Below are 24506 nucleotides of genomic sequence, written 5' to 3'. Positions count from 1 at the left end.
AAAGTTCGGAATTATGTTGAAAAAAGTCAGTTTACGTATTAAAATATGAAAGTATTTTGATAAAAGGAGCTAATAAAAGTGAAGCGATATTTCCGTTTTGAAGAACACCAAACGAATTTTAAGCGTGAAATTCTTGGTGGATTAACCACGTTTTTGTCTATGGCCTATATTTTAGCTGTCAACCCACAAGTGTTGAGTTTAGCAGGAGTTGACGGTGTATCACCTGATCAAAAAATGGATAAGGGCGCTATATTTGTAGCCACGGCTTTAGCTGCATTTGTAGGGTGTTTATTTATGGGGATTATTGCCCGTTATCCAATTGCACTTGCCCCTGGGATGGGATTAAATGCCTTTTTTGCCTTCACAGTTGTACTAACGATGGGCATTCCATGGCAAACGGGTTTAACTGGCGTACTGTTTTCCGGTTTTATCTTTGCGATTTTAACAGCCACGGGTCTAAGGGAAACGATTATTAATGCGATTCCTTTCGAAATGAAAATGGCCGTTTCTTCCGGAATAGGACTTTTTATTACATTTGTAGGTCTACAAAGTTCTGGAATCATAACGAACCAAGATGCTACATTAGTCACATTAGGTAAACTTACAGAACCCCATGTTTTACTGGCAGTGTTTGGGATTGTGATAACGATTATTCTTTATGCTAAAAAGGTGCCAGGTGCTATTTTTATAGGGATGGTCCTTACAGCGATTGCTGGACTTATCACACAGCAAATTGCACCTCCGACAGGTGTGATAGGTAAAGTCCCAAGTATTGCACCGACGTTTGGCGCAGCTTTTGAAGCATTTCAAGACCCAGCACAGTTATTTACGGTTCAGTTTTTAATTGTCATTTTAACGTTTTTATTTATAGATTTCTTTGATACAGCAGGAACTATCGTTGCCGTTGCTTCACAAGCAGGTTTCATGAAAAATAACCGTCTGCCAAGAGCAGGACGTGCGCTATTTTCAGATTCACTTGCAACAATGGTAGGTGCCATTTTTGGTACGACGACAACCACTTCTTATATTGAATCAACATCAGGCGTGGCTGTAGGTGCCAGAACAGGGTTTGCAAGTATTATTACCGGCTTTTGTTTCTTATTAGCTCTATTCTTTAGCCCATTAATGGCTGTTGTGACGCCAGCTGTAACGACACCCGCGCTTGTGGTGGTAGGTGTACTGATGGCTTCAAATCTTGCTTCCATTAGTTGGAAGAACTTTGAAGTCGCCGTGCCTGCATTTGTGACGATTATTATGATGCCACTTTCTTATTCAATCGCAACAGGGATTGCTTGTGGGTTTATCTTCTATCCGATCACGATGGTTTTAACGAAACGTCACAGAGAAGTTCATCCAATAATGTATGCATTATTAGTTATTTTTATATTGTATTTTGTATTTGTACATGGCTAAGTGAAGATGTATACTTACTCGAAAAATTGGACATTAACTGCAATGTCCAATTTTTTTGTTTTAAGAGACTAATTTAGAATTTGGCAATAGCAAATAGGATTCGTACTTTCGTCATCAACTACTCCTATGGACGAAAACATAATGAGTTCTGAAATGTAATAAAAAACTCATATTTAATATAGAAGGTTTGTAAGTTAAAAATATTGAAGAAATTCACAAAAAAGTGTTGAAGTAGTGGCCTATTTAGAGTAAAATAATGGGGTATGTGAATTAGACATAAATATTTTACAGAAAAAAGGTTGAACGAATCTACTTTTTCGTGTAAGATGTCTAATGTTGGACTTTTAATGCGATGAAGCGAAAGGTTACTGACACACCCGGCCGCTTTGCCATGGCGTTGTGTGAGATAGTTTTCGTGGAGAAGTCTTATCACTAATGAAGACGAACAAGGAGGGTAAATTATGGCAAAACAAAAAATCAGAATCAGATTAAAAGCTTATGATCACCGTGTAATCGATCAATCAGCTGAAAAAATTGTTGAAACTGCGAAACGTTCTGGTGCAGACGTATCAGGACCAATCCCGTTGCCAACAGAAAAATCAGTGTACACAATTATCCGTGCGGTGCATAAGTACAAAGATTCACGTGAGCAATTCGAACAACGTACTCATAAACGTTTAATCGACATTGTTAATCCTACACCAAAAACAGTTGATGCTTTAATGGGATTAAACTTACCATCAGGTGTAGACATCGAAATTAAATTATAATAGAAAATTTTAGGAGGTGGACTTTCGATGACCAAAGGAATCTTAGGAAGAAAAATTGGAATGACTCAAGTATTCGGTGAAAACGGAGACTTAATTCCAGTAACAGTAGTAGAAGCAAAAGGAAATGTTGTTTTACAAAAGAAAACTGAAGAAATCGACGGTTACAATGCTGTACAAATCGGTTTCGACGACAAATTAGCGTACAAAAAAGATAGCAAAACAAACAAATATGCGAACAAACCAGCTGAAGGACATGCGAAAAAAGCTGGCGTAACACCTAAGCGCTTCATTCGTGAATTCAGAAACGTAAACGTTGATGAATACGAAGTAGGTCAAGAAGTCTCAGTAGATACATTCGAAGCAGGCGACATTATTGACGTAACAGGAACTTCAAAAGGTAAAGGTTTCCAAGGTGCAATTAAACGTCACAACCAAGCACGTGGACCTATGTCACACGGTTCTCATTTCCACAGAGCACCAGGTTCAATCGGTATGGCGTCAGATGCGTCTCGCGTATTTAAAGGACAAAAATTACCAGGCCGTATGGGCGGTAATACTGTCACTGTTCAAAACTTAGAAGTTGTTCAAGTAGATACGGAAAACAACGTAATTTTAGTTAAAGGTAACGTACCTGGCCCTAAAAAAGGTTTTGTTCAAATCCAAACAGCAATTAAAGCTAACAAATAATAAGTAGCGAAAGGAGGAAATGCATAATGGCAAATTATGATGTATTAAAAGTTGACGGATCTAAAGCTGGTTCAGTTGAACTTAGCGATGCAGTATTCGCAATCGAACCTAACAACGAAGTATTATTCGAAGCGATTAACTTACAACGCGCTTCATTACGCCAAGGAACACATGCTGTTAAAAATCGTTCAGCTGTTCGTGGCGGTGGACGTAAACCATGGAGACAAAAAGGTACAGGACGTGCACGTCAAGGTACAATCCGTGCTCCACAATGGCGTGGCGGTGGTGTAGTATTCGGCCCAACACCAAGAAGCTACAGCTACAAAATGCCTAAGAAAATGCGTCGTTTAGCATTACGTTCTGCATTATCTTACAAAGTCCAAGAAAACGGACTTAAAATCGTTGATAACTTCAACTTAGACGCTCCAAAAACTAAAGACTTTAAAACAACATTAACGAACTTAGAATTACCTAAGAAAGTATTAGTTGTAACACTTAGTGAAGACGTAAACGTTGAATTATCTGCACGTAACATCCCTGGTGTTCAAATTACAACTCCAGAAGGATTAAACGTATTAGATTTAACACACGCTGACAGTGTTTTAATCACTGAAGAAGCAGTTAAAAAAGTTGAGGAGGTGCTCGGATAATGGAAGCGAGAGATATTCTAAAGCGCCCCGTAATTACTGAAAAATCATCTGAAGCAATGGCTGAGGACAAATACACTTTTGATGTAGATGTACGTGCCAACAAAACACAGGTTAAAATTGCTGTGGAAGAAATCTTCGATGTAAAAGTAGCGAATGTTAATATCATTAACTACAAACCTAAAAAGAAACGTATGGGCCGTTACCAAGGCTATACAAACAAACGTCGTAAAGCTATCGTAACTTTAAAAGAAGGTCAAATCGACTTATTCAACTAAAAAACATACCAATAAGGAGGTAAGCGACAATGGCATTAAAATATTATAAGCCAATTACAAATGGTCGTCGTAATATGACTACTTTAGATTTCGCTGAAATTACTGAATCTAAACCAGAAAAGTCATTATTACAACCGCTACCGAAAAAAGCGGGTCGTAACAACCAAGGTAAATTGACTGTACGTCACCATGGTGGCGGTCACAAACGTCAATACCGTGTGATTGATTTCAAACGTAACAAAGATGGAATTGCTGGTAAAGTTGATTCTATCCAATATGATCCAAACAGATCAGCAAACATTGCATTAATCGTATACGCAGATGGTGAGAAACGTTACATCATCGCACCAAAAGGATTACAAGTAGGTCAAATGATTGAAAGTGGTTCAGAAGCTGACATTAAAGTTGGTAACGCACTTCAATTAAAAGACATTCCTGTAGGTACTGTTATCCACAATATCGAATTAAAACCAGGACGCGGCGGTCAAATCGCACGTTCAGCTGGTGCAAGTGCACAAGTATTAGGTAAAGAAGGTAAATACGTTCTTGTAAGACTTCGTTCTGGTGAAGTACGTATGATTCTTTCAACTTGTCGTGCAACAATCGGTCAAGTTGGTAACCTTCAACACGAACTTGTAAACGTTGGTAAAGCTGGTAAATCAAGATGGTTAGGTAAAAGACCTACTGTTCGTGGTTCTGTAATGAACCCTAACGATCACCCACACGGTGGTGGTGAAGGCCGTGCGCCAATCGGACGTCCATCTCCTATGTCACCATGGGGTAAACCAACGCTTGGTAAGAAAACACGTCGTGGTAAGAAACATTCAGACAAACTTATCGTTCGTAGACGTAAGAAAAAATAAAAATAGCTTATTTGGGTGTGCGGCTTCCTAGCTGCACGCACACAATAAGAAAGGAGGCGCCACTATGGCTCGTAGTATTAAAAAGGGACCTTTCGTCGATGATCATTTAATGAAAAAAGTTGAAGCTCAAGGCGACAGCGAAAAGAAACAAGTAATTAAAACATGGTCACGTCGTTCAACAATTTTCCCAAACTTCATTGGACACACATTTGCAGTATATGATGGTCGCAAACACGTACCTGTATATGTAACTGAAGATATGGTTGGTCACAAATTAGGTGAATTTGCTCCAACTCGTACATTTAAAGGACACGCTGCAGACGACAAGAAAACAAGAAGATAATAACGTAAGTAGAGGAGGAAATACGAATGGAAGCAAAAGCGGTTGCTAGAACGATCAGAATCGCACCTCGTAAAGTTAGATTAGTATTAGATCTAATCAGAGGAAAAGACGTAAGAGAAGCAGTAGCGATTTTAAAATTAACAAACAAAGCTTCTTCTCCAGTAGTAGAAAAATTATTAATGTCCGCTTTAGCAAATGCTGAGCACAACTATGGAATGAACACTGATGAATTAGTTGTTAAAGAAGCATACGCTAACGAAGGACCAACATTAAAACGTTTCCGTCCACGTGCACAAGGCCGTGCGAGCGCAATTAACAAAAGAACAAGCCACATTACAATCGTTGTAAGTGATGGTAAAGAAGAAGCTAAAGAAGCTTAATAAATACTAAGGAGGGAATACCGTGGGTCAAAAAATTAATCCAATCGGACTTCGTGTTGGTATCATCCGCGACTGGGAAGCGAAATGGTTCGCTGAAAAAGACTTCGCATCATTATTACACGAAGACTTAAAAATTCGTAAATTTATCGACAACGCATTAAAAGATGCGTCAGTATCTCACGTTGAGATTGAACGTGCTGCTAACCGTATTAACATCGCAATTCATACTGGTAAACCAGGTATGGTTATTGGTAAAGGCGGTTCAGAAATCGAAAAACTTCGTAACAAATTAAACCAATTAACTGACAAAAAAGTACACATCAACGTTGTTGAAATCAAGAAAGTTGATTTAGATGCTCGTTTAGTAGCTGAAAACATTGCACGTCAATTAGAAAACCGTGCATCATTCCGTCGTGTACAAAAACAAGCAATCGGAAGAGCAATGAAACTTGGCGCAAAAGGTATCAAAACTCAAGTTTCAGGTCGTTTAGGTGGCGCTGACATCGCGCGTGCTGAACAATATTCAGAAGGAACTGTACCACTTCATACATTACGTGCTGACATTGACTATGCACATGCTGAAGCTGACACAACTTATGGTAAGTTAGGTGTTAAAGTATGGATTTATCGTGGTGAAGTTCTTCCTACTAAGAAAAATAGTGAAGGAGGAAAATAATTATGTTACTACCAAAGCGTGTAAAATATCGTCGTCAACATCGTCCTGACACTAAAGGTCGTTCTAAAGGCGGTAACTACGTAACATTTGGCGAATTTGGTTTACAAGCAACTACAACATCTTGGATCACTTCTCGTCAAATCGAATCAGCTCGTATCGCTATGACACGTTACATGAAACGTGGCGGGAAAGTTTGGATTAAAATCTTCCCTCATACACCATATACTAAAAAACCTTTAGAAGTACGTATGGGTGCTGGTAAAGGTGCGGTAGAAGGCTGGATCGCAGTTGTAAAACCAGGTCGTATTTTATTTGAAGTTGCAGGCGTATCTGAAGAAGTTGCGCGTGAGGCATTACGTTTAGCGAGCCACAAACTTCCAGTTAAAACGAAGTTTGTAAAACGTGAAGAATTGGGTGGTGAAACAAATGAAAGCTAAGGAAATTAGAGACTTAACCACTTCAGAAATCGAAGAGCAAATCAAATCATCGAAAGAAGAGCTTTTTAACCTACGCTTTCAATTAGCTACAGGTCAATTAGAAGAGACGGCACGTATTAAAACAGTCAGAAAAACAATTGCACGTCTTAAAACTGTTGCGCGTGAAAGAGAATTAGAACAAGGAAAAGCAAACCAATAATAGTTGAAAGAGGAGGTTACTAAAGTGAGCGAAAGAAATGATCGTAAAGTTTACGTTGGTAAAGTCGTTTCAGACAAAATGGACAAAACAGTGACTGTTTTAGTTGAAACATACAAAACACACAAACTATATGGTAAACGTGTAAAATATTCTAAGAAATATAAAACACATGACGAAAACAATTCAGCTAAACTAGGAGATATCGTTAAAATTCAAGAAACTCGTCCTTTATCAGCGACAAAACGTTTCCGTTTAGTAGAAATTGTCGAAGAATCAGTAATTATTTAATGACTATTTAAAGATAAGGGAGGTTTAATCATGATCCAACAAGAAACACGTTTAAAAGTAGCAGACAACTCTGGTGCTCGTGAAGTACTTACAATCAAAGTATTAGGTGGATCTGGCCGTAAAACAGCAAACATCGGTGACGTCATCGTAGCAACTGTTAAAAATGCTACACCAGGAGGCGTTGTTAAGAAAGGCGATGTTGTTAAAGCTGTAGTGGTACGTACAAAATCAGGTGTACGTCGTAAAGACGGTTCTTACATCAAATTTGATGAAAATGCATGTGTTATCATTCGTGACGACAAAGGACCACGTGGTACTCGTATCTTCGGTCCAGTAGCGCGTGAATTACGTGAAGGAAACTTTATGAAAATCGTTTCTCTTGCACCAGAAGTACTATAATTTATAAAATCTAAATCACAATTCAAGGAGGTGCCCACATGCATATCAAAAAAGGTGACAACGTAATCGTTATCGCAGGTAAAGACAAAGGTAAAACAGGTAAAGTCGTAGCAACTGAACCTAAAAAAGACCGTGTCGTTGTGGAAGGTGTAAACGTAGTTAAAAAACACCAAAAACCAACTCAAATCAATCCTGAAGGTGGAATCTTAGAAACTGAAGCAGCTATTCATGTTTCTAACGTACAATTATTAGACCCTAAAACAAACAAACCTACACGTGTAGGCTACAAATTTGTTGATGGTAAAAAAGTAAGAATCGCTAAAAAATCAGGCGAAGAAATCAAGTCTAATAAATAATAAAAGTTGAAAGGAGGATCCACTTTGAACCGTTTAAAAGAAAAATTCAACACTGAAGTTAGTGAGAACTTAGTAAAAAAATTCAACTATAGCTCAGTAATGGAAGTACCAAAAATTGATAAAATCGTAGTAAACATGGGTGTTGGTGATGCAGTTCAAAACTCTAAAGTATTAGATACAGCAGTTGAGGAGTTAACAGCAATCACTGGTCAAAAACCTTTAATCACTAAAGCTAAAAAATCAGTTGCGACTTTCCGTTTACGTGAAGGTATGCCAATTGGTGCTAAAGTAACATTACGTGGTGAAAGAATGTATGAATTCTTAGATAAATTAATCTCTGTATCATTACCACGTGTACGTGATTTCCGCGGTGTTTCTAAAAACGCATTCGATGGTCGCGGTAACTACACTTTAGGTGTTAAAGAACAATTAATTTTCCCTGAAATCGATTATGATAAAGTATCAAAAGTTCGTGGAATGGATATCGTTATCGTTACTACTGCTAACACTGACGAGGAAGCTCGTGAATTGTTAACACAATTCGGTATGCCATTTCAAAAATAATCTCTAAAGGAGGCTAAATAAGTGGCTAAAAAATCAATGGTTGTTAAACAACAAAAGGAACAAAAGTTCCAAGTACGTGAATATACACGTTGCGAACGTTGTGGTCGTCCACATTCTGTTTATCGTAAATTTAAACTTTGCCGTATTTGTTTCCGTGAATTAGCTTATAAAGGTCAAATTCCTGGCGTACGTAAAGCTAGCTGGTAAAAATTTAACTCTTGAAAGGAGGCAACAAACTATGACATTGTCAGATCCAATTGCAGATATGTTAACTCGTGTAAGAAACGCAAACATGGTGCGTCACGAAAAATTAGAATTACCTGCATCAAACATTAAAAAAGAAATCGCTGAAATCCTTAAAAAAGAAGGTTTCATCAAAAACGTTGAGTACATCGAAGATGATAAACAAGGTGTTATTCGTTTATTCTTAAAATATGGTTCAAATAACGAGCGTGTTATTACAGGCTTAAAACGTATTTCTAAACCAGGTTTACGTGTTTACGCTAAAGCGAACGAAGTACCTAAAGTATTAAATGGTTTAGGTATCGCATTAGTTTCTACTTCAGAAGGTGTTATCACTGACAAAGAAGCTAGAAAACGTAATGTTGGTGGCGAAGTATTAGCTTACATTTGGTAATCATTAATTAAATAAGGAGGTGCCACAGGATGAGCCGTGTTGGTAAAAAAATTATCGAGATTCCTAGTGACGTAACTGTAACTATCGAAGGTAACAAAGTCACTGTTAAAGGACCTAAAGGTGAATTATCACAAACACTTAACGAAGAAATGACTTACAAACAAGAAGAAAACACACTTGAAGTTGTTAGACCATCTGATTCTAAAGAACATAGAACAATTCATGGTACAACTCGTGCGTTAATTAATAATATGGTACAAGGTGTATCACAAGGATACGTTAAAGGACTTGAACTTATCGGTGTTGGTTACCGTGCTCAAGTACAAGGTTCTAAACTTGTATTAAACGTAGGTTATTCTCACCCAGTTGAAATCGAAGCTGCTGAAGGTATTACTTTCTCAGTAGAGAAAAATACAACTGTAAAAGTTGAAGGTATCGACAAAGAATTAGTAGGTGCAACAGCATCTAAAATTCGCGATGTACGTCCACCAGAACCTTATAAAGGTAAAGGTATTCGTTACCAAGGTGAATATGTACGCCGTAAAGAAGGTAAAACTGGTAAATAATAAATAAACTCTACAGAAAGGAGTATTGACATGATCAGCAAAATTGATAAAAACAAAGTACGTTTAAAAAGACATGCACGTGTTCGTACGAAATTGTCAGGTACTAGCGAAAAGCCACGTCTTAACGTATATCGTTCAAACAAACACATTTATGCACAAATCATTGATGACGTTAAAGGTGTAACGTTAGCTCAAGCTTCTACAAAAGATAGCGATATTGACACATCAGCAACAAAAGTTGAAATGGCAACTAAAGTTGGTGAATCAATCGCTAAAAAAGCAAGCGAAAAAGGCATCGAAGCAGTTGTATTCGATCGTGGAGGATACTTATTCCACGGACGTGTTAAAGCGTTAGCAGATGCAGCTCGCGAAAATGGACTTCAATTTTAATTTAAAGGAGGGACAATATAAATGGCTCGTAGAGAAGAAGAAGTTAAAGAATTTGAAGAACGCGTTGTTACGATTAACCGTGTTGCAAAAGTTGTTAAAGGTGGACGTCGTTTCCGTTTCACAGCACTTGTAGTTGTAGGTGACAAAAATGGTCGCGTTGGTTTCGGTACTGGTAAAGCACAAGAGGTACCTGAAGCGATTAAAAAAGCTGTTGAAGCTGCGAAAAAAGATCTTATCACAGTTCCACGTGTTGATGGTACTACACCACACACAATCACTGGACGTTATGGTTCAGGAAGTGTATTCATGAAACCAGCTGCTCCTGGTACAGGGGTTATCGCAGGTGGACCAGTTCGTGCCGTATTAGAACTTGCAGGTATCACTGATATCTTAAGTAAGTCATTAGGTTCAAACACACCTATTAACATGGTACGCGCAACAGTTAACGGTTTACAAAACTTAAAAAATGCTGAAGATGTTGCCCGTTTACGTGGTAAATCAGTAGAAGAATTATATAATTAAGGAGGGAGACATTTAAAATGGCTAAAATTCAAATTACCCTCACTCGAAGCGTTATCGGACGTCCAGAAACACAACGTAAAACAGTTGAAGCTTTAGGTTTGAAAAAAATGCATTCTTCTGTAATCGTTGAAGATAACGATGCGATTCGTGGACAAATTAACAAAGTAAGTCACTTAGTAACAGTAGAAGAAAAATAATTAAGGAGGTGCCCAAATGAAATTACATGAGTTAAAACCATCAGCAGGTTCACGTAAAGTACGTAACCGTGTAGGTCGTGGTGCGGCTACTGGTAACGGTAAAACAAGTGGTCGTGGTCAAAAAGGTCAAAAAGCACGTTCAGGTGGTGGCGTAAGACCAGGATTCGAAGGTGGTCAATTACCATTATTCCGTCGTATCCCTAAACGTGGTTTCACTAACATCAACCGTAAAGAATATGCTATTGTTAATTTAGACCAACTTAACAAATTCGAAGATGGTACTGAGGTTACACCTGAATTATTAATTGAATCAGGCGTAGTTAAAAGTGAAAAATCTGGCATTAAAGTATTAGGTAATGGTTCTTTAGAAAAGAAATTGACTGTTAAAGCACACAAATTCTCAGCTTCTGCTAAAGATGCTATTGAAGCGAAAGGCGGAGCTCACGAGGTGATCTAATGTTTCACACGCTTGTGAATTTCTTTAAAACTAAAGAAGTTCGTAACAAGATTTTCTTTACTCTTGCAATGTTAGTGATTTTCAAAATTGGTACGTATATTCCAGCACCTGGAGTTAATCCAGCAGCATTTGATAATCAACAAGGTTCTCAAGGCGTCACTGATCTGTTAAATACATTTGGTGGCGGGGCCTTGAAGAACTTTTCCATTTTTGCAATGGGGATTATGCCTTACATCACAGCTTCCATTGTGATGCAATTGTTACAAATGGATATTGTTCCAAAGTTTACAGAATGGGCGAAGCAAGGTGAAGTAGGACGCAAGAAGTTAAATAACATTACGCGTTATTTCACGATTGTACTTGCGTTTATCCAATCTATTGGTATGTCTTATCAATTTAACTCATACCTCGGTGGTGCACTGATTCAAACACAAAATGTTTGGTCGTATCTTTTAATAGCAATTGTATTGACAACAGGTACTGCATTCTTAATGTGGTTAGGTGAACAAATTACGCAATACGGTGTCGGTAATGGGATTTCCATTATCATCTTTGCAGGTATTTTATCAACACTGCCATCCGCTTTAATGCAATTCTATCAACAAGAATTCATTGGACAAGATGATGTCACACTTGCTTGGCTGAAAGTCATTGGTCTTATTGTAGGTATGATTTTACTTACAGTGGGCGCGGTTTTCGTATTACAAGCCATTCGTAAAATTCCTATTCAATATGCAAAAAAACAATCGAATATGCGTCTTGGTTCACAAGCAACATATTTACCATTAAAAGTTAACTCTGCAGGGGTAATTCCTGTCATTTTCGCAATGGCATTTTTCTTATTACCACGAACATTAACTTTGTTCTTCCCGAAAGCAGATTGGGCGCAGAAAATTGGTAACTATGCTGATCCATCAAACAATATGGGAATGATCGTTTATGTAGTACTTATTATTGCATTTACGTATTTCTATGCGTTTGTTCAAGTTAACCCTGAAAAAATGTCAGATAATCTGAAAAAACAAGGGAGCTATGTTCCTGGGATTCGTCCTGGAGAACAGACGAAAAAGTATATAACTAAAGTCTTATATCGCTTAACGTTCGTAGGTTCAATTTTCTTAGCAGTGATTGCGATTCTTCCTATTATTGCAACGAAATTCATGAATTTACCACAAGCTATTCAACTTGGTGGTACAAGCTTACTCATCGTTATCGGTGTTGCTATTGAAACGATGAAAAGTTTAGAAGCTCAAGTGAATGAAAAAGAATATAAAGGCTTTGGTCGACGATAATTCATAGGAGGGCATTTATGAATATTATCTTAATGGGATTACCTGGTGCTGGTAAAGGAACTCAAGCGAGTGAAATTATTAAAAAGTACCCTATTCCTCATATTTCTACAGGGGACATGTTCAGAAAAGCGATTAAAGATGAAACCGAACTAGGTAAAGAAGCTAAATCGTACATGGATCGTGGGGAACTTGTACCAGATGAAGTTACAGTAGGCATTGTGAAAGAACGTATCTCTGAAGACGATGCGAAAAAAGGTTTCTTATTAGACGGATTTCCTCGTACAATCGAACAAGCTGAAGCTTTAAATTCGATTTTAAAAGACCTTGGAAGAGAAATCGATGCAGTTGTAAACATTGATGTGCCAGAAGAGGAATTGATGAATCGTCTTACAGGTCGTCGCATTTGTGAAATTTGTGGCACAACGTATCATCTTGTTTTCAATCCTCCAAAGGTTGAAGGTGTTTGTGATCTTGAAGGTGGTAAACTTTACCAACGTGAAGATGACAACCCTGAAACAGTTGCTAACCGTTTAGATGTTAACATCAAACAATCTAAACCTATTTTAGATTTTTATAGCCAAAAAGGCGTACTTAAAAATATTGACGGTTCTAAAAATATTAATGAAGTTACAGAAGACGTCATCCGTATTTTAGAATCTTTAAAATAGTAACGACTTGGTTTAAAGTGTTTGACTTTACACGTCGTTAACTTTGAAACTGTAATCAAAATTCCGTGACAAGTCTTATAAACGATACGCTTTGACAATGTAAACCAAGCCAACTATTATTCGTTGATATATTAAGATCCTTACAACTGAAAAGGAGGCGTTAATTCATGGCAAAACAAGATGTTATCGAACTCGAAGGTACAGTATTAGATACTTTACCAAATGCAATGTTTAAAGTAGAATTAGAAAATGGTCACGAGATTTTAGCTCACGTTAGTGGCAAGATTCGTATGAACTATATTCGTATTCTACCTGGCGATAAAGTAACAGTAGAAATGTCTCCGTATGATTTAACACGCGGAAGAATCACATATCGTTATAAGTAATTGTCACTCCATCATTGAAGGAGGTATAAAAAATGAAAGTAAGACCATCAGTTAAACCGATTTGCGAAAAATGTAAAGTCATTAAACGTAAAGGTAAAGTAATGGTAATTTGTGAAAACCCTAAACACAAACAAAAACAAGGTTAATTAAAAGAGAGGTGTAAATAATATGGCACGTATTGCAGGAATTGATATCCCACGTGATAAACGCGTAGTAATTTCATTAACATATATCTACGGTATCGGTAAAACATCAGCGAAACAAATCTTATCTGAAGCAAACGTTTCAGAAGACACTCGTGTTAAAGATTTAACTGACGACGAATTAGGCCGCATCCGTGAAGTTGTAGATGGCTACAAAGTTGAAGGTGACTTACGTCGTGAAACAAACTTAAACATTAAGCGTTTAATGGAAATTTCATCTTACCGTGGTATCCGTCACCGTCGTGGTTTACCAGTAAATGGTCAAAAAACTAAAAACAATGCGCGTACGCGTAAAGGCCCAGTTAAAACTGTAGCTAACAAGAAAAAATAATAGGTAAAGGAGGCAAATTAATCTATGGCACGTAAACAAGTATCACGTAAACGTAGAGTGAAAAAGAATATTGAAAACGGTGTTGCTCACATCCGTTCTACATTCAATAATACAATCGTAACTATTACAGATGAATTCGGAAATGCTTTATCATGGTCATCTGCAGGTGCATTAGGATTTAAAGGTTCTAAGAAATCTACACCATTCGCAGCTCAAATGGCTTCAGAAACAGCTTCAAAAGCTGCAATGGAACATGGTTTGAAATCAGTTGAAGTAACAGTAAAAGGCCCTGGTCCAGGTCGTGAATCAGCGATCCGTGCATTACAATCAGCAGGCTTAGAAGTAACAGCGATTAAAGACGTTACTCCAGTTCCACATAATGGTTGCCGTCCACCAAAACGTCGTCGCGTATAATTAAATTTTTGTTTTGTCACTACTCACTTAACACTAAAAATTTATAGTTTATGCAAGTCGACGTACTTAAGGAGGATATGTAAATGATAGAAATCGAGAAACCTAGAATTGAAACAATTGAAGTTAGTGATGATGCTAAATTCGGTAAGTTTGTTGTTGAACCACTTGAACGTGGTTACGGTACTACACTAGGAAACTCCTTACGTCGTATCCTACTATCATCATTACCAGGTGCGGCTGTGAAATACATCGAAATCGAAGGTGTTTTACACGAATTCTCAGCGATTGATAACGTTGTAGAAGATGTTTCTACGATTATCATGAATATTAAAAAGTTAGCACTTAATATTTACTCTGAAGAAGAAAAAACATTAGAAATCGATGTAAAAGAAGAAGGCGAAGTCACTGCCAAAGATATTACACACGACAGTGATGTTGAAATCTTAAATCCTGACCTTAAAATTGCCACTGTATCAAAAGGTGGACATTTCAAAATGCGTTTAGTCGCTAATAAGGGCCGTGGATATGCATTAGCTGATCAAAACAACTCAAGTGATTTACCAATTGGTGTTATTCCAGTGGATTCACTTTACTCACCAGTGGAACGTGTGAATTACACAGTTGAGAATACACGTGTCGGTCAAAGCTCTGACTTCGATAAGTTAACTTTAGATGTGTGGACTGATGGTTCAATCACACCACAAGAAGCTGTCTCATTAGCTGCAAAAATCATGACTGAGCATTTAAACATTTTTGTTGGTTTAACTGACGAAGCGCAAAATGCTGAAATTATGATTGAAAAAGAAGAAGATCAAAAAGAAAAAGTACTTGAAATGTCTATCGAAGAATTAGACTTATCTGTACGTTCTTACAACTGTCTTAAACGTGCTGGTATTAACTCAGTGCAAGAACTCGCTGACAAATCAGAGGCTGATATGATGAAAGTGCGTAACTTAGGTCGCAAGTCTCTTGAAGAAGTTAAATACAAATTAGAAGACTTAGGTTTAGGTCTAAGAAAAGAAGATTGATAAAGGAGGTTAACTCATGGGTTACAGAAAATTAGGTCGTACTTCAGATCAACGTAAAGCAATGTTACGTGACTTAGCAACTTCACTTATTGTTAACGAGCGTATTGAAACAACAGAAGCACGTGCGAAAGAACTTCGTAGTGTCGTTGAAAAATTGATCACTTTAGGTAAAAAAGGTGACTTAGCTTCTCGTCGTAACGCTGCTAAAACATTACGTAATGTAGAAATCTTAAACGAAGATGAAACAACACAAACAGCATTACAAAAATTATTTGGTGAAATCGCGGACCGTTACCAAGAGCGCCAAGGTGGATACACTCGTATCGTTAAAGTTGCGCCACGTAAAGGTGACGGTGCATTAACAGTTATTATCGAATTAGTATAATAAATACACACTACTACATTTAAAGCATATGAGTGCAACGATAATGTTTGCCACATACAAATATTGTCTAGCTCAAAGTGCCCCATCTAACTTAATATTGACGACAAAGCGTGAACTCAATATAGATGGGGTGCGCGCTTTTTTCTTGTCAATCGTTTGTGATGTTCATTTTTGAATCATTGCGATTGAGACAATAGCATCATCTGGGCTTTTCCATATATTGGAGATGCCCTTTTTTGTTTATTTACAAAAGTTAAAATCGCGTGAGTCTAACCATTTTAAATGTCATCATATCGGCTCGGTTGGTATACAATCTATCTTATATTCGGTAAAATAGGAGAGAAGTTAAAAAAGAGAGGATAAACCATGCAACCTATCATTGAATTCAAAAATGTTTCATTTCAATATGATGCATCAGAAACAACGATTTTAAAAGACATTAATTTTTCTTTTAATCCAGGCGCGTGGGTTTCAATCGTTGGTCATAATGGCTCAGGTAAATCAACATTAACTAAACTCATCGCAGGTATTGAATCTGAGTTTGAAGGCGATATCCTTATAAATGGTCACTCTGTAAAGTCAGAGACGCATTCAGCTTTTCGAGAACGCATTGGGGTCGTATTTCAAAATCCGGAAAACCAATTTGTGGGGTCCACGGTCAGTTATGACGTTGCTTTTGGACTTGAAAATAAAAAAGTTTCATATGAAGAAATGCATCAAATTGTCCCTCAAGTTTTAAAAGATGTAGATATGTTTGATAAGCGTCTGCATGAACCGACTTCTTTATCAGGAGGTCAAAAACAACGTGTTGCGATTGCAGGGGTGCTTGCTTTAAAGCCCAAACTGATTATTTTAGATGAAGCTACCTCAATGTTAGATCCTGAGGGGAAAGCTGAAATTTTAAAAATGATTCAAACACTTAATCATCAGTGGGGAGTTACTGTGCTTTCAGTGACACATGATTTAAGTGAAGTTGTGGACTCAGATTGTATCATCGTCATGAATGAAGGCCGGATTGCCATGCAAGGAGATGCAGAAACGATTTTCAAGGAATCAGATATGCTTCAACAACTTGGCTTAGTTTTGCCCTTCTCCATGCGTATGGCTGAAAAGTTACAATTAGAAACACATTTATTATCTTACGATGCACTAGTGGAGCGATTACTATGATTCAATTTAATGACGTGTCATACACGTATCAAAAGCATACGCCTTATGCTTATCAAGCTTTAAATCTTGTGACGACGACGTTTGAAGAAGGCCGCTATTATGCCATTATAGGTAAAACAGGTTCAGGTAAATCAACTCTTATTCAACATTTAAATGGATTATTAAAGCCTTCAAGAGGGACGTTACAAGTCTTTGATATGCATATTAATCGTAAAACGAAAGATCGTGAATTAAAAGCAATACGACGACGTATAGGAATGGTTTTCCAATTCCCTGAAGCACAACTTTTTGAAGAAACCGTAGAAAAGGAAATTTTATTTGGCCCTAAAAATTTCAAAATGGATACAGCGAAAGCCTTGGAAAAAGCAAAAAAGTATTTAGAGATGATGGGCATCGAACCAGAGAAATTATTACAAAAATCTCCGTTTTTATTATCTGGAGGACAAATGCGAAAGGTGGCAATCACTTCAATTTTAGCCTGTGATCCAGACGTTTTAATTTTAGATGAACCTACAGCAGGACTTGATCCTATTAGTAAACAACAAGTGATGACCCTTATTCAGCATTTAAATCAACAAGAAGGCAAAACGGTTATTTTAGTTTCACATGAAATGAATGATGTTGCACGCTATGCAGACGAAGTGAAAGTGATGAAAAAAGGACACATTGTTGGAACGTACACACCTGAAGTATTTTTCCAACAAGAGGAACTCGTAAAATCACTCCATCTAGATTTACCTGATACGTTACGTTTACAACGTGATTTAGAGCAACGTTCGAACATGCTATTCGATGGTGTGGCTTTAACGGAAGAATCCTTTATAGAATTGTATGAAAAGTGGGGTGGCCGACGTGAAAGATAAACTGATTATTGGACGTTACCTACCACTAAATTCTATTGTGCATCGCATTGATCCTAGAGCAAAGTTTTTGTTTGTTTTTCTATTTATTATCATCATTTTTTTCAGCCATCATTGGTTTGCATATTTATGGCTCGCATGCATTCTATTAGTCATTATTAAATTAGCACGCTTGCCTCTTTTCTTTTTATTGAAAGGGTTAACCCCCGTTTTTATTTTTGTAGGATTGACGTTTGTCATGCATCTATTTGTCACCAAAGGGGGCACACGTCTTTTCGAATGGGGAATCCTCTCTATTGATAGTCAAGGGGTTAATGAAGGGGCACTCATTGTATGCCGACTGATATTCATTATGTTGATTTCAACAATTTTGACGCTCACGACCAGTCCATTAGAGCTCACGGATGCTTTTGAACGCTTATTTAAACCATTAAAGTATATAAAAATACCTGTTGCCGCATTAAGCATGATGATGTCCATTGCATTACGGTTTATTCCAACGTTAATGGAAGAATTAGATAAAATTATGATGTCTCAAAAGTCGAGAGGTTCAGATTTTAATTCTGGGGGGCTTTTCCATCGCATACAAGCATTTGTCCCTTTACTCATTCCACTATTTATTTCGGCATTTAAACGTGCAGAAGATTTAGCCATCGCCATGGAAGTCAGAGGATATGATGCCCAACTCGAACGGACGAGTTATCGTCATTTAGAATGGCACTTTAAAGATACAGTAACGATTGCATTGCTCATTCCTATTGGTGCGGTTGTTTATTTAATTCGATTATATTTATAGAAAGGCGGCAAAGCATGCAACGTGTACTCGTAAAAATCAGTTACCACGGAGGACAGTTTTTAGGATTTCAAATTCAAAATCAGGGACGCACTGTCCAAGGGTATTTTGAAAAGATTTTAAAGCGCATGCATAAACACCCTGTACGCATCCATCCGTCAAGTCGCACAGACCGTGGTGTGCACGCATTAGAGCAATACTTTCACTTTGATACCGAACTGGTGATTTCGCCCACACAGTGGCAATATGCGATGAATCGTGCGTTACCTGAAGACATTTATGTGCATGACGTTACGTTTATTGATGACGATTTTCATTGTCGGTATGATTGTGTCGGAAAAACATATCGATATAAGATTTATCAAGGAGCGCACAAAGACCCTTTTCAAGCGCATCTTAAAACCTATATTTCTCATGAATTGAATATAGACGAAATGAACAAAGCTGCACAGTTATTTATAGGAACACATGATTTCACAAGTTTTTGTTCACAAAAAACAGAAGTCGAAAGCAAAGAACGTACCCTCTATGAAAGTCGTGTTATTCCAACACAAGATGGCTTAGATTTTGTCATTTCAGGCTCAGGTTTTTTATATAACATGGTGCGTGTCATCATGGCATTTTTAATTGAAGTAGGAAAAGGCAAACGTCAAGCAGATGAAGTGCCGATGATTTTAAAAGCGCAAGATCGTAATCTTGTGCCCCATACGGCGCCTGCGGAAGGCCTCTATTTAGAAAGAATATATTTATCTGAGGCGGAATTGATTGAAAAATTCGGTTCAGAAATTCGAATTCATAAGAAAAAATCATTACAAAATTCTATGAAACACATTGACAATAACGGGTAAAAATTATATCATAGTTAACGGTATTGTTTTATATCACCCCACGATAAGCCCCGGAAACTTATTGTGTTACAAGATATAGAAGCAGGACAGATCAACAGTTAACGGAATAAACATTTCGTTCACAGTTGTGTACGAAAACTGGTTGAAAACACGCTTAGAATTACTTATTCACTAGGAGGACAATTAATATGCGTCAAACATTTATGGCAAATGAATCAAATATTGAGCGCAAATGGTATGTTGTTGATGCTGAAGGCCAAACATTAGGTCGTTTATCATCAGAAGTAGCATCTATCTTACGCGGTAAAAATAAAGTAACTTATACACCACACGTTGATACAGGTGATTACGTAATCATCATCAACGCTGAAAAAATCCAATTCACTGGTAACAAAGAACAAGATAAAATTTACTACAGACACTCAAATCACCCAGGTGGTTTAAAATCAATCACTGCTGGTGAATTAAAACGTACAAACCCAGAACGTTTATTAGAAAACTCAATTAAAGGGATGTTACCAAGTTCACGTTTAGGTGAAAAACAAGGTAAAAAATTATTCGTTTATCGTGGCGCTGAACATCCACACGCTGCACAACAACCAGAAAACTACGAGTTACGTGGTTAATTAGAAGGAGGAAATGACATTGGCACAAGTTGAATATAGAGGCACAGGCCGTCGTAAAAACTCAGTAGCACGTGTACGTTTAGTACCAGGTGAAGGTAACATTAAAGTAAACGACCGTGACGTACGTGAATACTTACCATTCGAATCATTAATCTTAGACTTAAACCAACCATTTGACGTTACTGAAACAAAAGGTAACTACGATGTATTAGTTAACGTTCATGGTGGCGGTTTCACTGGTCAAGCACAAGCTATCCGTCATGGTATCGCTCGTGCATTATTAGAAGCAGATCCTGAGTACAGAGGTTCTTTAAAACGCGCTGGATTACTTACTCGTGACCCACGTATGAAAGAACGTAAAAAACCAGGTCTTAAAAAAGCACGTCGTTCACCACAATTCTCAAAACGTTAATATTTCAAACTGTTACGATATTATTCGAATACAGATTTGTGTATCATATCAAAAGCACATCTCGACAAAGGTCGGGATGTGCTTTTTTATAGTTAAGGAAATTATTTAAGCTCTGAAGATAAATGAAAAATGGTTCTCTGTCAAATAGGACTGGTCACATTAAATCAAGGAGTAAACTCCTTTTTTTGTGAGAGTATAAATTCTTGAACATTATTGGTTATTTTAATACTACTTAAATCAGTAAAACTGAGGCGTAAAATAGATTTTAGAAAGCTTGAAAATATATAGCGTATTTGATTAGTTCCTAAGCCGAGACTTCTGAGGCATCTAGCCGAAACCGAAAATCCATTTTAAGATTGAGATAGTCTCAATCTTAAAATTAGTTGAGGTGAGGCGCCTAGAAAAGCGAGGCTTTATGGAACAATCAAATACATGAAATTATTTATACATCAATTTAATTTATTATAGAACCTGAAAAATGAAATTACATATTGTTCCGCCCTTTGTTTGTTTATGTTGAATTAAATTGTTTAGAAATTCGCAATTGTTTATTTTTGCATCTATTTATAGTAAATTGAAGTTAATATGAATAAATGGACTGCTTTAAGCAATGAAGCGAGGACAAACAAAAAGGTTGTGAACAGATTGAATAAATATGAACGATTAGATGAAATCGCAAGACGTGTTCATGAAAAAGGAACAATACGTATTCAAGATATCGTCGATGACTTGAATGTATCTGATATGACGGTTAGGCGAGATCTGATTGAGCTAGAAGAACAAGGTGTTTTAACGAAAATACATGGGGGTGCTCGAAGCAATACGGCTTTTCAATATAAAGAGATGTCCCATAATGAAAAACATACGCAACAAATGGAAGAAAAAAAAGAGATTGCTAAAAAAGCGGCGCAACTGATTGAAGATGGCAACAACATCTTTCTTGGTCCTGGGACGACGATTGAATTGTTAGCTAGCGAGATTCAAAACAAGCGCTTATCGGTAGTCACCAATTGCCTTCCCGTATTTCACATTTTGTTTCGTAAACGCTCTGAACACTTCAATGTTTATTTAATCGGAGGCGCTCAACGAGAAATTACAGAATCATTTGTTGGTGAGATGGCCAATACGTTACTTGAGAAGATGCGTTTTTCTAAAATCTTTTTTAGTGCAAATGGAATTAAAGGTAATGATGTGATGACTTCTTCTTATGAAGAGGCTTATACGCAAAAATTAGCTATCGCCCACGCAAATGAGAAATATTTGCTTGCAGATGATTCTAAATTAGGCAAAGAAGATTTTGTTTCGTTTTGTGAGTTAACCGATCTGACAGCTATTGTAACGAACGATTTAACAGAAGAGCAACAGCGCATGATTCGCAATTATATTGAAGTGATTTAGTCACTCGTGTATTCCATGAATAAAAATTTTTATCTAATTCTAAAGACAGACGAAAGATTTCATACTTCGGCTGTCTTTTTTTTGTCTAAATTGAGAACAAATCAAACTTAAATAAACATAAATCAACATTAGATGTTGTAAAAATGTTTATTTAAGTTTATAATTTAAACATAAAGAGATGAAAGCGCTTATTTCAATGTAAGTTTCAACATAGGCGATAACTTAGGAAGGATGATTAATGTGAAAGTAGTAATAGGTGCAGATCAGTATGGTTTAGCGTTAAAAGACCACATTAAAACTTATCTTGAAGAGAACAATTACGACGTATTAGATGTCACTGAAAAAAATACCTCAGATTTTATTGATGTTACTGTAGCTGTGGCAAAAGAAGTTCAGAAAGATGATAGTAACTTAGGGATTGTCATTGATGAATATGGTGCAGGGAGCTTTATGGTAGCAACAAAAATCAAAGGCATGATAGCTGCAGAAGTGTCTGATGAACGTTCAGCGTATATGACGCGCAGTCATAACAATTCCAAAATGATTACAATGGGCGCTGCACTTGTGGGTGAAAAATTGGCCATTAATATTGTTAAAGGCTTTGTAGAAGGTCATTACGATGGCGGCCGTCATCAAATTCGCGTCGATATGTTAAACAAAATGTGTTAATAGGAGGCAATAAATATGAAAATAGCAATTGGTTGCGATCATATTGTAACAGATACAAAAATGGAAGTTTCTCAATTTCTAAAATCATTAGGTCATGAAGTCATTGATTGTGGAACTTATGACTTTACACGTACGCATTATCCGATTTTTGGTAAAAAAGTTGGAGAAGCAGTGACACGTGGAGAGGCAGATTTAGGTGTATGTATATGCGGTACAGGTGTGGGGATTAATAACGCCGTAAATAAAGTGCCAGGCATTCGTTCAGCATTAGTGAGAGATATGTCGACAGCGTTATACGCCAAAGAACAACTCAATGCGAATGTAATAGGTTTCGGAGGCAAAATTGTAGGTGAGCTTTTACTTTGTGATATTGTTGAAGCATTTATCAATGCAGAGTATAAGCCGACTGAAGAAAACAAAAAGTTGATTGAGAAAATATCTAAAGTTGAATCGATTAATCAAGAACAAAAAGATGAGCATTTCTTTGATGAGTTTTTAGAAAAATGGGACAAAGGTGAATATCACGATTAATTCTATCTTTTATATTTTGAAAATTTAGATAAAAAATGTGGTAGATTTATACGTTAAAAATCAACAACCAAATGTATTAACAAAATGAAGAGGTGTAAGACATGAGCTCAAAACAAACATTTTTAGAACAAGTCAGTAACGAAAACGGTATTATTTCTGCGCTTGCCTTTGATCAACGTGGCGCATTAAAACGTATGATGGCCAAATATCAAACAGGAGAACCTCAAGTAGAAGACATCGAAACTTTAAAAAAATTAGTTTCTGAAGAACTAACGCCTTATGCATCATCTATTTTATTAGACCCTGAATACGGCTTACCTGCGACACAAGTCCGTCATCCTGAAGCAGGGCTCTTATTAGCTTATGAGAAAACCGGCTATGACGTAAATGCTAAAGGTCGTTTACCAGACTGCTTAGTCGACTGGTCAGCAAAACGTATTAAAGAAGCTGGCGCACACGCTGTGAAATTCTTACTTTATTACGATATTGATGATGAGGAAGCGATTAATAATCAAAAAGAAGCCTATATTGAACGTATAGGTTCTGAATGTAAAGCGGAAGATATTCCGTTTTTCTTAGAAATTTTAGCGTATGATGACACGATTGAAGACAATAAAGGACCAGAATATGCCAAAGTAAAACCACGTAAAGTGATTGAAGCAATGCGTGTTTTTTCAAATGAACGTTTTGGTGTAGATGTTTTAAAAGTCGAAGTTCCAGTAGATATGAATTATGTGGAAGGATTTGGTGAAGGGGAAGCGGTCTATACGCAAGAAGAAGCGGCTGCTTACTTTAAACAACAAGACGAAGCCACAGAACTTCCTTACATTTATTTAAGTGCAGGGGTGTCAGCACAATTATTCCAAGACACATTACGTTTTGCATCTAAAGCTGGCGCTCAATTTAACGGTGTACTGTGTGGACGTGCCACTTGGGCAGGTTCAGTAGAAGCCTACATTAAAGAAGGCGAAACAGCAGCAAGAGAATGGTTACGTTCAGAAGGATACCGCAATATTAGCGAATTAAACAACGTTTTAAAGGACACAGCCGTATCATACAAAAAGCATGTTTAAAATTATTCAATTTTAGTGGAGGGGATTTCCATGAACAGAGAAGAAGTTACAATGTTAGGGTTTGAAATCGTTGCTTATGCTGGAGATGCACGTTCTAAATATTTAGAAGCTTTAAATGTTGCGCAAACAGGAGATTATGCGAAAGCGGAACAATTAATCGAAGAAGGCAACCAATGTATTGTTGATGCACATAATGCACAAACCTCTTTATTACAAAAAGAAGCGGCAGGTGATGATATCGCATACAGTGTGACGATGATGCATGGCCAAGATCACCTTATGACAACATTATTATTAAAAGATATGTTAAAGCACATCATTGAATTATACAAAAGAGGGAGTTAATCATT

General features: G+C 37.1%; 41 protein-coding genes. All 41 read left to right on the top strand.

Going from position 1 to position 24506, the window contains the following annotated elements; all coding sequences use genetic code 11:
- The first annotated feature begins 78 nt into the window (after window positions 1–78).
- Window positions 79–1413, top strand: coding sequence for an NCS2 family permease (locus G8Y84_RS10335; RefSeq protein WP_037574797.1), 1335 nt, complete (start codon window positions 79–81; stop codon window positions 1411–1413).
- A 461-nt stretch (window positions 1414–1874) separates the two neighbouring features.
- Window positions 1875–2183, top strand: a complete 309-nt coding sequence (rpsJ, locus tag G8Y84_RS10330; RefSeq protein ID WP_001118667.1) for a 30S ribosomal protein S10 — start codon at window positions 1875–1877, stop codon at window positions 2181–2183.
- A 27-nt stretch (window positions 2184–2210) separates the two neighbouring features.
- A complete protein-coding gene (gene rplC / locus G8Y84_RS10325) occupies window positions 2211–2870 on the top strand; it encodes a 50S ribosomal protein L3 (RefSeq protein WP_037574795.1) in 660 nt (219 codons plus the stop codon).
- Between the two features lie 26 nt (window positions 2871–2896).
- On the top strand, window positions 2897–3520 hold the full coding sequence (gene rplD / locus G8Y84_RS10320; protein WP_037574793.1) for a 50S ribosomal protein L4: 624 nt from the start codon (window positions 2897–2899) through the stop codon (window positions 3518–3520).
- Entirely contained in the window at window positions 3520–3795 is a 276-nt protein-coding gene (gene rplW, locus G8Y84_RS10315) for a 50S ribosomal protein L23 (RefSeq protein WP_037567103.1), read from the top strand. The genes rplD and rplW overlap by 1 nt, the downstream gene beginning before the upstream one ends.
- 29 nt (window positions 3796–3824) lie before the next feature.
- Window positions 3825–4658 (top strand): 50S ribosomal protein L2, encoded by an 834-nt coding sequence (gene rplB, locus G8Y84_RS10310; RefSeq protein ID WP_037574791.1) that lies wholly within the window; start codon window positions 3825–3827, stop codon window positions 4656–4658.
- A gap of 64 nt (window positions 4659–4722) precedes the next feature.
- Complete coding sequence (gene rpsS / locus G8Y84_RS10305; protein ID WP_014613216.1) at window positions 4723–5001, top strand: 30S ribosomal protein S19; 279 nt, start codon at window positions 4723–4725, stop codon at window positions 4999–5001.
- 26 nt (window positions 5002–5027) lie between these two features.
- Window positions 5028–5381 carry a 50S ribosomal protein L22 gene (gene rplV / locus G8Y84_RS10300; RefSeq protein ID WP_037574789.1) on the top strand — a complete coding sequence of 118 codons (354 nt, stop codon included), beginning with the start codon at window positions 5028–5030 and terminating at the stop codon, window positions 5379–5381.
- A gap of 22 nt (window positions 5382–5403) precedes the next feature.
- A complete protein-coding gene (gene rpsC / locus G8Y84_RS10295; protein WP_037574787.1) occupies window positions 5404–6057 on the top strand; it encodes a 30S ribosomal protein S3 in 654 nt (217 codons plus the stop codon).
- A gap of 2 nt (window positions 6058–6059) precedes the next feature.
- Complete coding sequence (gene rplP / locus G8Y84_RS10290) at window positions 6060–6494, top strand: 50S ribosomal protein L16 (protein WP_037567112.1); 435 nt, start codon at window positions 6060–6062, stop codon at window positions 6492–6494.
- Complete coding sequence (rpmC, locus tag G8Y84_RS10285; RefSeq protein ID WP_014613220.1) at window positions 6484–6693, top strand: 50S ribosomal protein L29; 210 nt, start codon at window positions 6484–6486, stop codon at window positions 6691–6693. The genes rplP and rpmC overlap by 11 nt, the downstream gene beginning before the upstream one ends.
- A 24-nt stretch (window positions 6694–6717) precedes the next feature.
- Window positions 6718–6981, top strand: a complete 264-nt coding sequence (rpsQ, locus tag G8Y84_RS10280) for a 30S ribosomal protein S17 (RefSeq protein ID WP_037567114.1) — start codon at window positions 6718–6720, stop codon at window positions 6979–6981.
- A gap of 30 nt (window positions 6982–7011) precedes the next feature.
- Entirely contained in the window at window positions 7012–7380 is a 369-nt protein-coding gene (rplN, locus tag G8Y84_RS10275) for a 50S ribosomal protein L14 (protein WP_014613222.1), read from the top strand.
- Window positions 7381–7418: 38 nt separating this feature from the next.
- The gene (gene rplX / locus G8Y84_RS10270) at window positions 7419–7736 is read left to right on the top strand and encodes a 50S ribosomal protein L24 (protein ID WP_037567116.1); all 318 of its coding nucleotides are present in this window, start codon (window positions 7419–7421) and stop codon (window positions 7734–7736) included.
- Window positions 7737–7760: 24 nt separating this feature from the next.
- The gene (rplE, locus tag G8Y84_RS10265; protein ID WP_037574785.1) at window positions 7761–8300 is read left to right on the top strand and encodes a 50S ribosomal protein L5; all 540 of its coding nucleotides are present in this window, start codon (window positions 7761–7763) and stop codon (window positions 8298–8300) included.
- A gap of 21 nt (window positions 8301–8321) precedes the next feature.
- On the top strand, window positions 8322–8507 hold the full coding sequence (locus tag G8Y84_RS10260) for a type Z 30S ribosomal protein S14 (protein WP_037574783.1): 186 nt from the start codon (window positions 8322–8324) through the stop codon (window positions 8505–8507).
- A gap of 31 nt (window positions 8508–8538) precedes the next feature.
- Complete coding sequence (rpsH, locus tag G8Y84_RS10255) at window positions 8539–8937, top strand: 30S ribosomal protein S8 (RefSeq protein ID WP_037574781.1); 399 nt, start codon at window positions 8539–8541, stop codon at window positions 8935–8937.
- Between the two features lie 29 nt (window positions 8938–8966).
- Window positions 8967–9503: a 50S ribosomal protein L6 gene (gene rplF / locus G8Y84_RS10250; protein WP_037567123.1), complete on the top strand. Its 537-nt coding sequence runs from the start codon at window positions 8967–8969 to the stop codon at window positions 9501–9503.
- A gap of 30 nt (window positions 9504–9533) precedes the next feature.
- The gene (rplR, locus tag G8Y84_RS10245) at window positions 9534–9893 is read left to right on the top strand and encodes a 50S ribosomal protein L18 (protein ID WP_037574779.1); all 360 of its coding nucleotides are present in this window, start codon (window positions 9534–9536) and stop codon (window positions 9891–9893) included.
- A gap of 21 nt (window positions 9894–9914) precedes the next feature.
- Window positions 9915–10415 (top strand): 30S ribosomal protein S5, encoded by a 501-nt coding sequence (gene rpsE / locus G8Y84_RS10240; protein ID WP_037574777.1) that lies wholly within the window; start codon window positions 9915–9917, stop codon window positions 10413–10415.
- A gap of 17 nt (window positions 10416–10432) precedes the next feature.
- On the top strand, window positions 10433–10612 hold the full coding sequence (gene rpmD / locus G8Y84_RS10235) for a 50S ribosomal protein L30 (protein ID WP_037574776.1): 180 nt from the start codon (window positions 10433–10435) through the stop codon (window positions 10610–10612).
- 16 nt (window positions 10613–10628) lie between these two features.
- Entirely contained in the window at window positions 10629–11069 is a 441-nt protein-coding gene (gene rplO, locus G8Y84_RS10230) for a 50S ribosomal protein L15 (protein WP_037574774.1), read from the top strand.
- Window positions 11069–12361 (top strand): preprotein translocase subunit SecY, encoded by a 1293-nt coding sequence (gene secY / locus G8Y84_RS10225; RefSeq protein WP_037574771.1) that lies wholly within the window; start codon window positions 11069–11071, stop codon window positions 12359–12361. Before rplO ends, secY begins: the two co-directional genes overlap by 1 nt.
- 17 nt (window positions 12362–12378) lie before the next feature.
- Window positions 12379–13029 (top strand): adenylate kinase, encoded by a 651-nt coding sequence (locus G8Y84_RS10220; protein ID WP_037574768.1) that lies wholly within the window; start codon window positions 12379–12381, stop codon window positions 13027–13029.
- A 167-nt stretch (window positions 13030–13196) separates the two neighbouring features.
- Window positions 13197–13415, top strand: coding sequence for a translation initiation factor IF-1 (infA, locus tag G8Y84_RS10215; RefSeq protein WP_001118443.1), 219 nt, complete (start codon window positions 13197–13199; stop codon window positions 13413–13415).
- Between the two features lie 32 nt (window positions 13416–13447).
- A complete protein-coding gene (gene rpmJ / locus G8Y84_RS10210; RefSeq protein WP_002509257.1) occupies window positions 13448–13561 on the top strand; it encodes a 50S ribosomal protein L36 in 114 nt (37 codons plus the stop codon).
- Window positions 13562–13583: 22 nt separating this feature from the next.
- Window positions 13584–13949 carry a 30S ribosomal protein S13 gene (rpsM, locus tag G8Y84_RS10205; RefSeq protein WP_037574765.1) on the top strand — a complete coding sequence of 122 codons (366 nt, stop codon included), beginning with the start codon at window positions 13584–13586 and terminating at the stop codon, window positions 13947–13949.
- A gap of 24 nt (window positions 13950–13973) precedes the next feature.
- Complete coding sequence (rpsK, locus tag G8Y84_RS10200) at window positions 13974–14363, top strand: 30S ribosomal protein S11 (protein ID WP_014613235.1); 390 nt, start codon at window positions 13974–13976, stop codon at window positions 14361–14363.
- Between the two features lie 83 nt (window positions 14364–14446).
- On the top strand, window positions 14447–15391 hold the full coding sequence (locus tag G8Y84_RS10195) for a DNA-directed RNA polymerase subunit alpha (RefSeq protein WP_037574762.1): 945 nt from the start codon (window positions 14447–14449) through the stop codon (window positions 15389–15391).
- Between the two features lie 16 nt (window positions 15392–15407).
- Complete coding sequence (rplQ, locus tag G8Y84_RS10190; protein WP_037574759.1) at window positions 15408–15776, top strand: 50S ribosomal protein L17; 369 nt, start codon at window positions 15408–15410, stop codon at window positions 15774–15776.
- A gap of 366 nt (window positions 15777–16142) precedes the next feature.
- On the top strand, window positions 16143–16946 hold the full coding sequence (locus G8Y84_RS10185; RefSeq protein ID WP_103158737.1) for an energy-coupling factor transporter ATPase: 804 nt from the start codon (window positions 16143–16145) through the stop codon (window positions 16944–16946).
- Window positions 16943–17809 (top strand): energy-coupling factor transporter ATPase, encoded by an 867-nt coding sequence (locus G8Y84_RS10180; protein WP_103158738.1) that lies wholly within the window; start codon window positions 16943–16945, stop codon window positions 17807–17809. The genes G8Y84_RS10185 and G8Y84_RS10180 overlap by 4 nt, the downstream gene beginning before the upstream one ends.
- Window positions 17799–18602, top strand: a complete 804-nt coding sequence (locus G8Y84_RS10175) for an energy-coupling factor transporter transmembrane component T family protein (protein ID WP_037574751.1) — start codon at window positions 17799–17801, stop codon at window positions 18600–18602. Before G8Y84_RS10180 ends, G8Y84_RS10175 begins: the two co-directional genes overlap by 11 nt.
- Window positions 18603–18616: 14 nt before the next feature.
- Window positions 18617–19447, top strand: coding sequence for a tRNA pseudouridine(38-40) synthase TruA (truA, locus tag G8Y84_RS10170; protein WP_103158739.1), 831 nt, complete (start codon window positions 18617–18619; stop codon window positions 19445–19447).
- 188 nt (window positions 19448–19635) lie between these two features.
- The gene (rplM, locus tag G8Y84_RS10165) at window positions 19636–20073 is read left to right on the top strand and encodes a 50S ribosomal protein L13 (protein ID WP_037574745.1); all 438 of its coding nucleotides are present in this window, start codon (window positions 19636–19638) and stop codon (window positions 20071–20073) included.
- 19 nt (window positions 20074–20092) lie between these two features.
- Window positions 20093–20485, top strand: coding sequence for a 30S ribosomal protein S9 (gene rpsI / locus G8Y84_RS10160; RefSeq protein WP_037542446.1), 393 nt, complete (start codon window positions 20093–20095; stop codon window positions 20483–20485).
- A 645-nt stretch (window positions 20486–21130) separates the two neighbouring features.
- Window positions 21131–21883, top strand: coding sequence for a DeoR/GlpR family DNA-binding transcription regulator (locus tag G8Y84_RS10155; protein ID WP_037574742.1), 753 nt, complete (start codon window positions 21131–21133; stop codon window positions 21881–21883).
- Between the two features lie 240 nt (window positions 21884–22123).
- A complete protein-coding gene (gene lacA, locus G8Y84_RS10150) occupies window positions 22124–22552 on the top strand; it encodes a galactose-6-phosphate isomerase subunit LacA (protein WP_037574739.1) in 429 nt (142 codons plus the stop codon).
- A 15-nt stretch (window positions 22553–22567) separates the two neighbouring features.
- Window positions 22568–23083, top strand: a complete 516-nt coding sequence (gene lacB / locus G8Y84_RS10145) for a galactose-6-phosphate isomerase subunit LacB (protein WP_037574736.1) — start codon at window positions 22568–22570, stop codon at window positions 23081–23083.
- A 101-nt stretch (window positions 23084–23184) separates the two neighbouring features.
- Window positions 23185–24156, top strand: coding sequence for a tagatose-bisphosphate aldolase (lacD, locus tag G8Y84_RS10140; RefSeq protein WP_103158740.1), 972 nt, complete (start codon window positions 23185–23187; stop codon window positions 24154–24156).
- 30 nt (window positions 24157–24186) lie between these two features.
- Window positions 24187–24501 (top strand): PTS lactose/cellobiose transporter subunit IIA, encoded by a 315-nt coding sequence (locus G8Y84_RS10135; protein WP_037574730.1) that lies wholly within the window; start codon window positions 24187–24189, stop codon window positions 24499–24501.
- The last annotated feature ends 5 nt before the right edge of the window (window positions 24502–24506 follow it).

It is taken from the genome of Staphylococcus sp. 11511212, from assembly GCF_011394755.1.
Classification (GTDB): Bacteria; Bacillota; Bacilli; order Staphylococcales; family Staphylococcaceae; genus Staphylococcus; species Staphylococcus chromogenes.
The sequence above is the reverse complement of the archived record's forward strand: the minus strand, read 5'-3'. Positions and strand labels throughout refer to the sequence as shown.

What these genes read in the sequence shown, in the direction of transcription:
- G8Y84_RS10180 (WP_103158738.1), top strand. Translation starts at nt 16,943, where the DNA reads ATGATTCAATTTAATGACGTGTCATACACGTATCAAAAGCATACGCCT.
- rpmD (WP_037574776.1), top strand. Translation starts at nt 10,433, where the DNA reads ATGGCTAAAATTCAAATTACCCTCACTCGAAGCGTTATCGGACGTCCA.
- rplW (WP_037567103.1), top strand. Translation starts at nt 3,520, where the DNA reads ATGGAAGCGAGAGATATTCTAAAGCGCCCCGTAATTACTGAAAAATCA.
- lacD (WP_103158740.1), top strand. Translation starts at nt 23,185, where the DNA reads ATGAGCTCAAAACAAACATTTTTAGAACAAGTCAGTAACGAAAACGGT.
- rpmJ (WP_002509257.1), top strand. Translation starts at nt 13,448, where the DNA reads ATGAAAGTAAGACCATCAGTTAAACCGATTTGCGAAAAATGTAAAGTC.
- rplM (WP_037574745.1), top strand. Translation starts at nt 19,636, where the DNA reads ATGCGTCAAACATTTATGGCAAATGAATCAAATATTGAGCGCAAATGG.
- G8Y84_RS10220 (WP_037574768.1), top strand. Translation starts at nt 12,379, where the DNA reads ATGAATATTATCTTAATGGGATTACCTGGTGCTGGTAAAGGAACTCAA.
- rplB (WP_037574791.1), top strand. Translation starts at nt 3,825, where the DNA reads ATGGCATTAAAATATTATAAGCCAATTACAAATGGTCGTCGTAATATG.
- rplO (WP_037574774.1), top strand. Translation starts at nt 10,629, where the DNA reads ATGAAATTACATGAGTTAAAACCATCAGCAGGTTCACGTAAAGTACGT.
- rpsH (WP_037574781.1), top strand. Translation starts at nt 8,539, where the DNA reads ATGACATTGTCAGATCCAATTGCAGATATGTTAACTCGTGTAAGAAAC.
- rplQ (WP_037574759.1), top strand. Translation starts at nt 15,408, where the DNA reads ATGGGTTACAGAAAATTAGGTCGTACTTCAGATCAACGTAAAGCAATG.
- rpsS (WP_014613216.1), top strand. Translation starts at nt 4,723, where the DNA reads ATGGCTCGTAGTATTAAAAAGGGACCTTTCGTCGATGATCATTTAATG.
- rplX (WP_037567116.1), top strand. Translation starts at nt 7,419, where the DNA reads ATGCATATCAAAAAAGGTGACAACGTAATCGTTATCGCAGGTAAAGAC.
- G8Y84_RS10195 (WP_037574762.1), top strand. Translation starts at nt 14,447, where the DNA reads ATGATAGAAATCGAGAAACCTAGAATTGAAACAATTGAAGTTAGTGAT.
- G8Y84_RS10135 (WP_037574730.1), top strand. Translation starts at nt 24,187, where the DNA reads ATGAACAGAGAAGAAGTTACAATGTTAGGGTTTGAAATCGTTGCTTAT.
- rplD (WP_037574793.1), top strand. Translation starts at nt 2,897, where the DNA reads ATGGCAAATTATGATGTATTAAAAGTTGACGGATCTAAAGCTGGTTCA.
- rplV (WP_037574789.1), top strand. Translation starts at nt 5,028, where the DNA reads ATGGAAGCAAAAGCGGTTGCTAGAACGATCAGAATCGCACCTCGTAAA.
- rpmC (WP_014613220.1), top strand. Translation starts at nt 6,484, where the DNA reads ATGAAAGCTAAGGAAATTAGAGACTTAACCACTTCAGAAATCGAAGAG.
- rplR (WP_037574779.1), top strand. Translation starts at nt 9,534, where the DNA reads ATGATCAGCAAAATTGATAAAAACAAAGTACGTTTAAAAAGACATGCA.
- rpsM (WP_037574765.1), top strand. Translation starts at nt 13,584, where the DNA reads ATGGCACGTATTGCAGGAATTGATATCCCACGTGATAAACGCGTAGTA.
- rpsK (WP_014613235.1), top strand. Translation starts at nt 13,974, where the DNA reads ATGGCACGTAAACAAGTATCACGTAAACGTAGAGTGAAAAAGAATATT.
- rpsJ (WP_001118667.1), top strand. Translation starts at nt 1,875, where the DNA reads ATGGCAAAACAAAAAATCAGAATCAGATTAAAAGCTTATGATCACCGT.
- rplF (WP_037567123.1), top strand. Translation starts at nt 8,967, where the DNA reads ATGAGCCGTGTTGGTAAAAAAATTATCGAGATTCCTAGTGACGTAACT.
- secY (WP_037574771.1), top strand. Translation starts at nt 11,069, where the DNA reads ATGTTTCACACGCTTGTGAATTTCTTTAAAACTAAAGAAGTTCGTAAC.
- rplC (WP_037574795.1), top strand. Translation starts at nt 2,211, where the DNA reads ATGACCAAAGGAATCTTAGGAAGAAAAATTGGAATGACTCAAGTATTC.
- infA (WP_001118443.1), top strand. Translation starts at nt 13,197, where the DNA reads ATGGCAAAACAAGATGTTATCGAACTCGAAGGTACAGTATTAGATACT.
- rpsE (WP_037574777.1), top strand. Translation starts at nt 9,915, where the DNA reads ATGGCTCGTAGAGAAGAAGAAGTTAAAGAATTTGAAGAACGCGTTGTT.
- lacB (WP_037574736.1), top strand. Translation starts at nt 22,568, where the DNA reads ATGAAAATAGCAATTGGTTGCGATCATATTGTAACAGATACAAAAATG.
- rplP (WP_037567112.1), top strand. Translation starts at nt 6,060, where the DNA reads ATGTTACTACCAAAGCGTGTAAAATATCGTCGTCAACATCGTCCTGAC.
- rplN (WP_014613222.1), top strand. Translation starts at nt 7,012, where the DNA reads ATGATCCAACAAGAAACACGTTTAAAAGTAGCAGACAACTCTGGTGCT.
- truA (WP_103158739.1), top strand. Translation starts at nt 18,617, where the DNA reads ATGCAACGTGTACTCGTAAAAATCAGTTACCACGGAGGACAGTTTTTA.
- G8Y84_RS10185 (WP_103158737.1), top strand. Translation starts at nt 16,143, where the DNA reads ATGCAACCTATCATTGAATTCAAAAATGTTTCATTTCAATATGATGCA.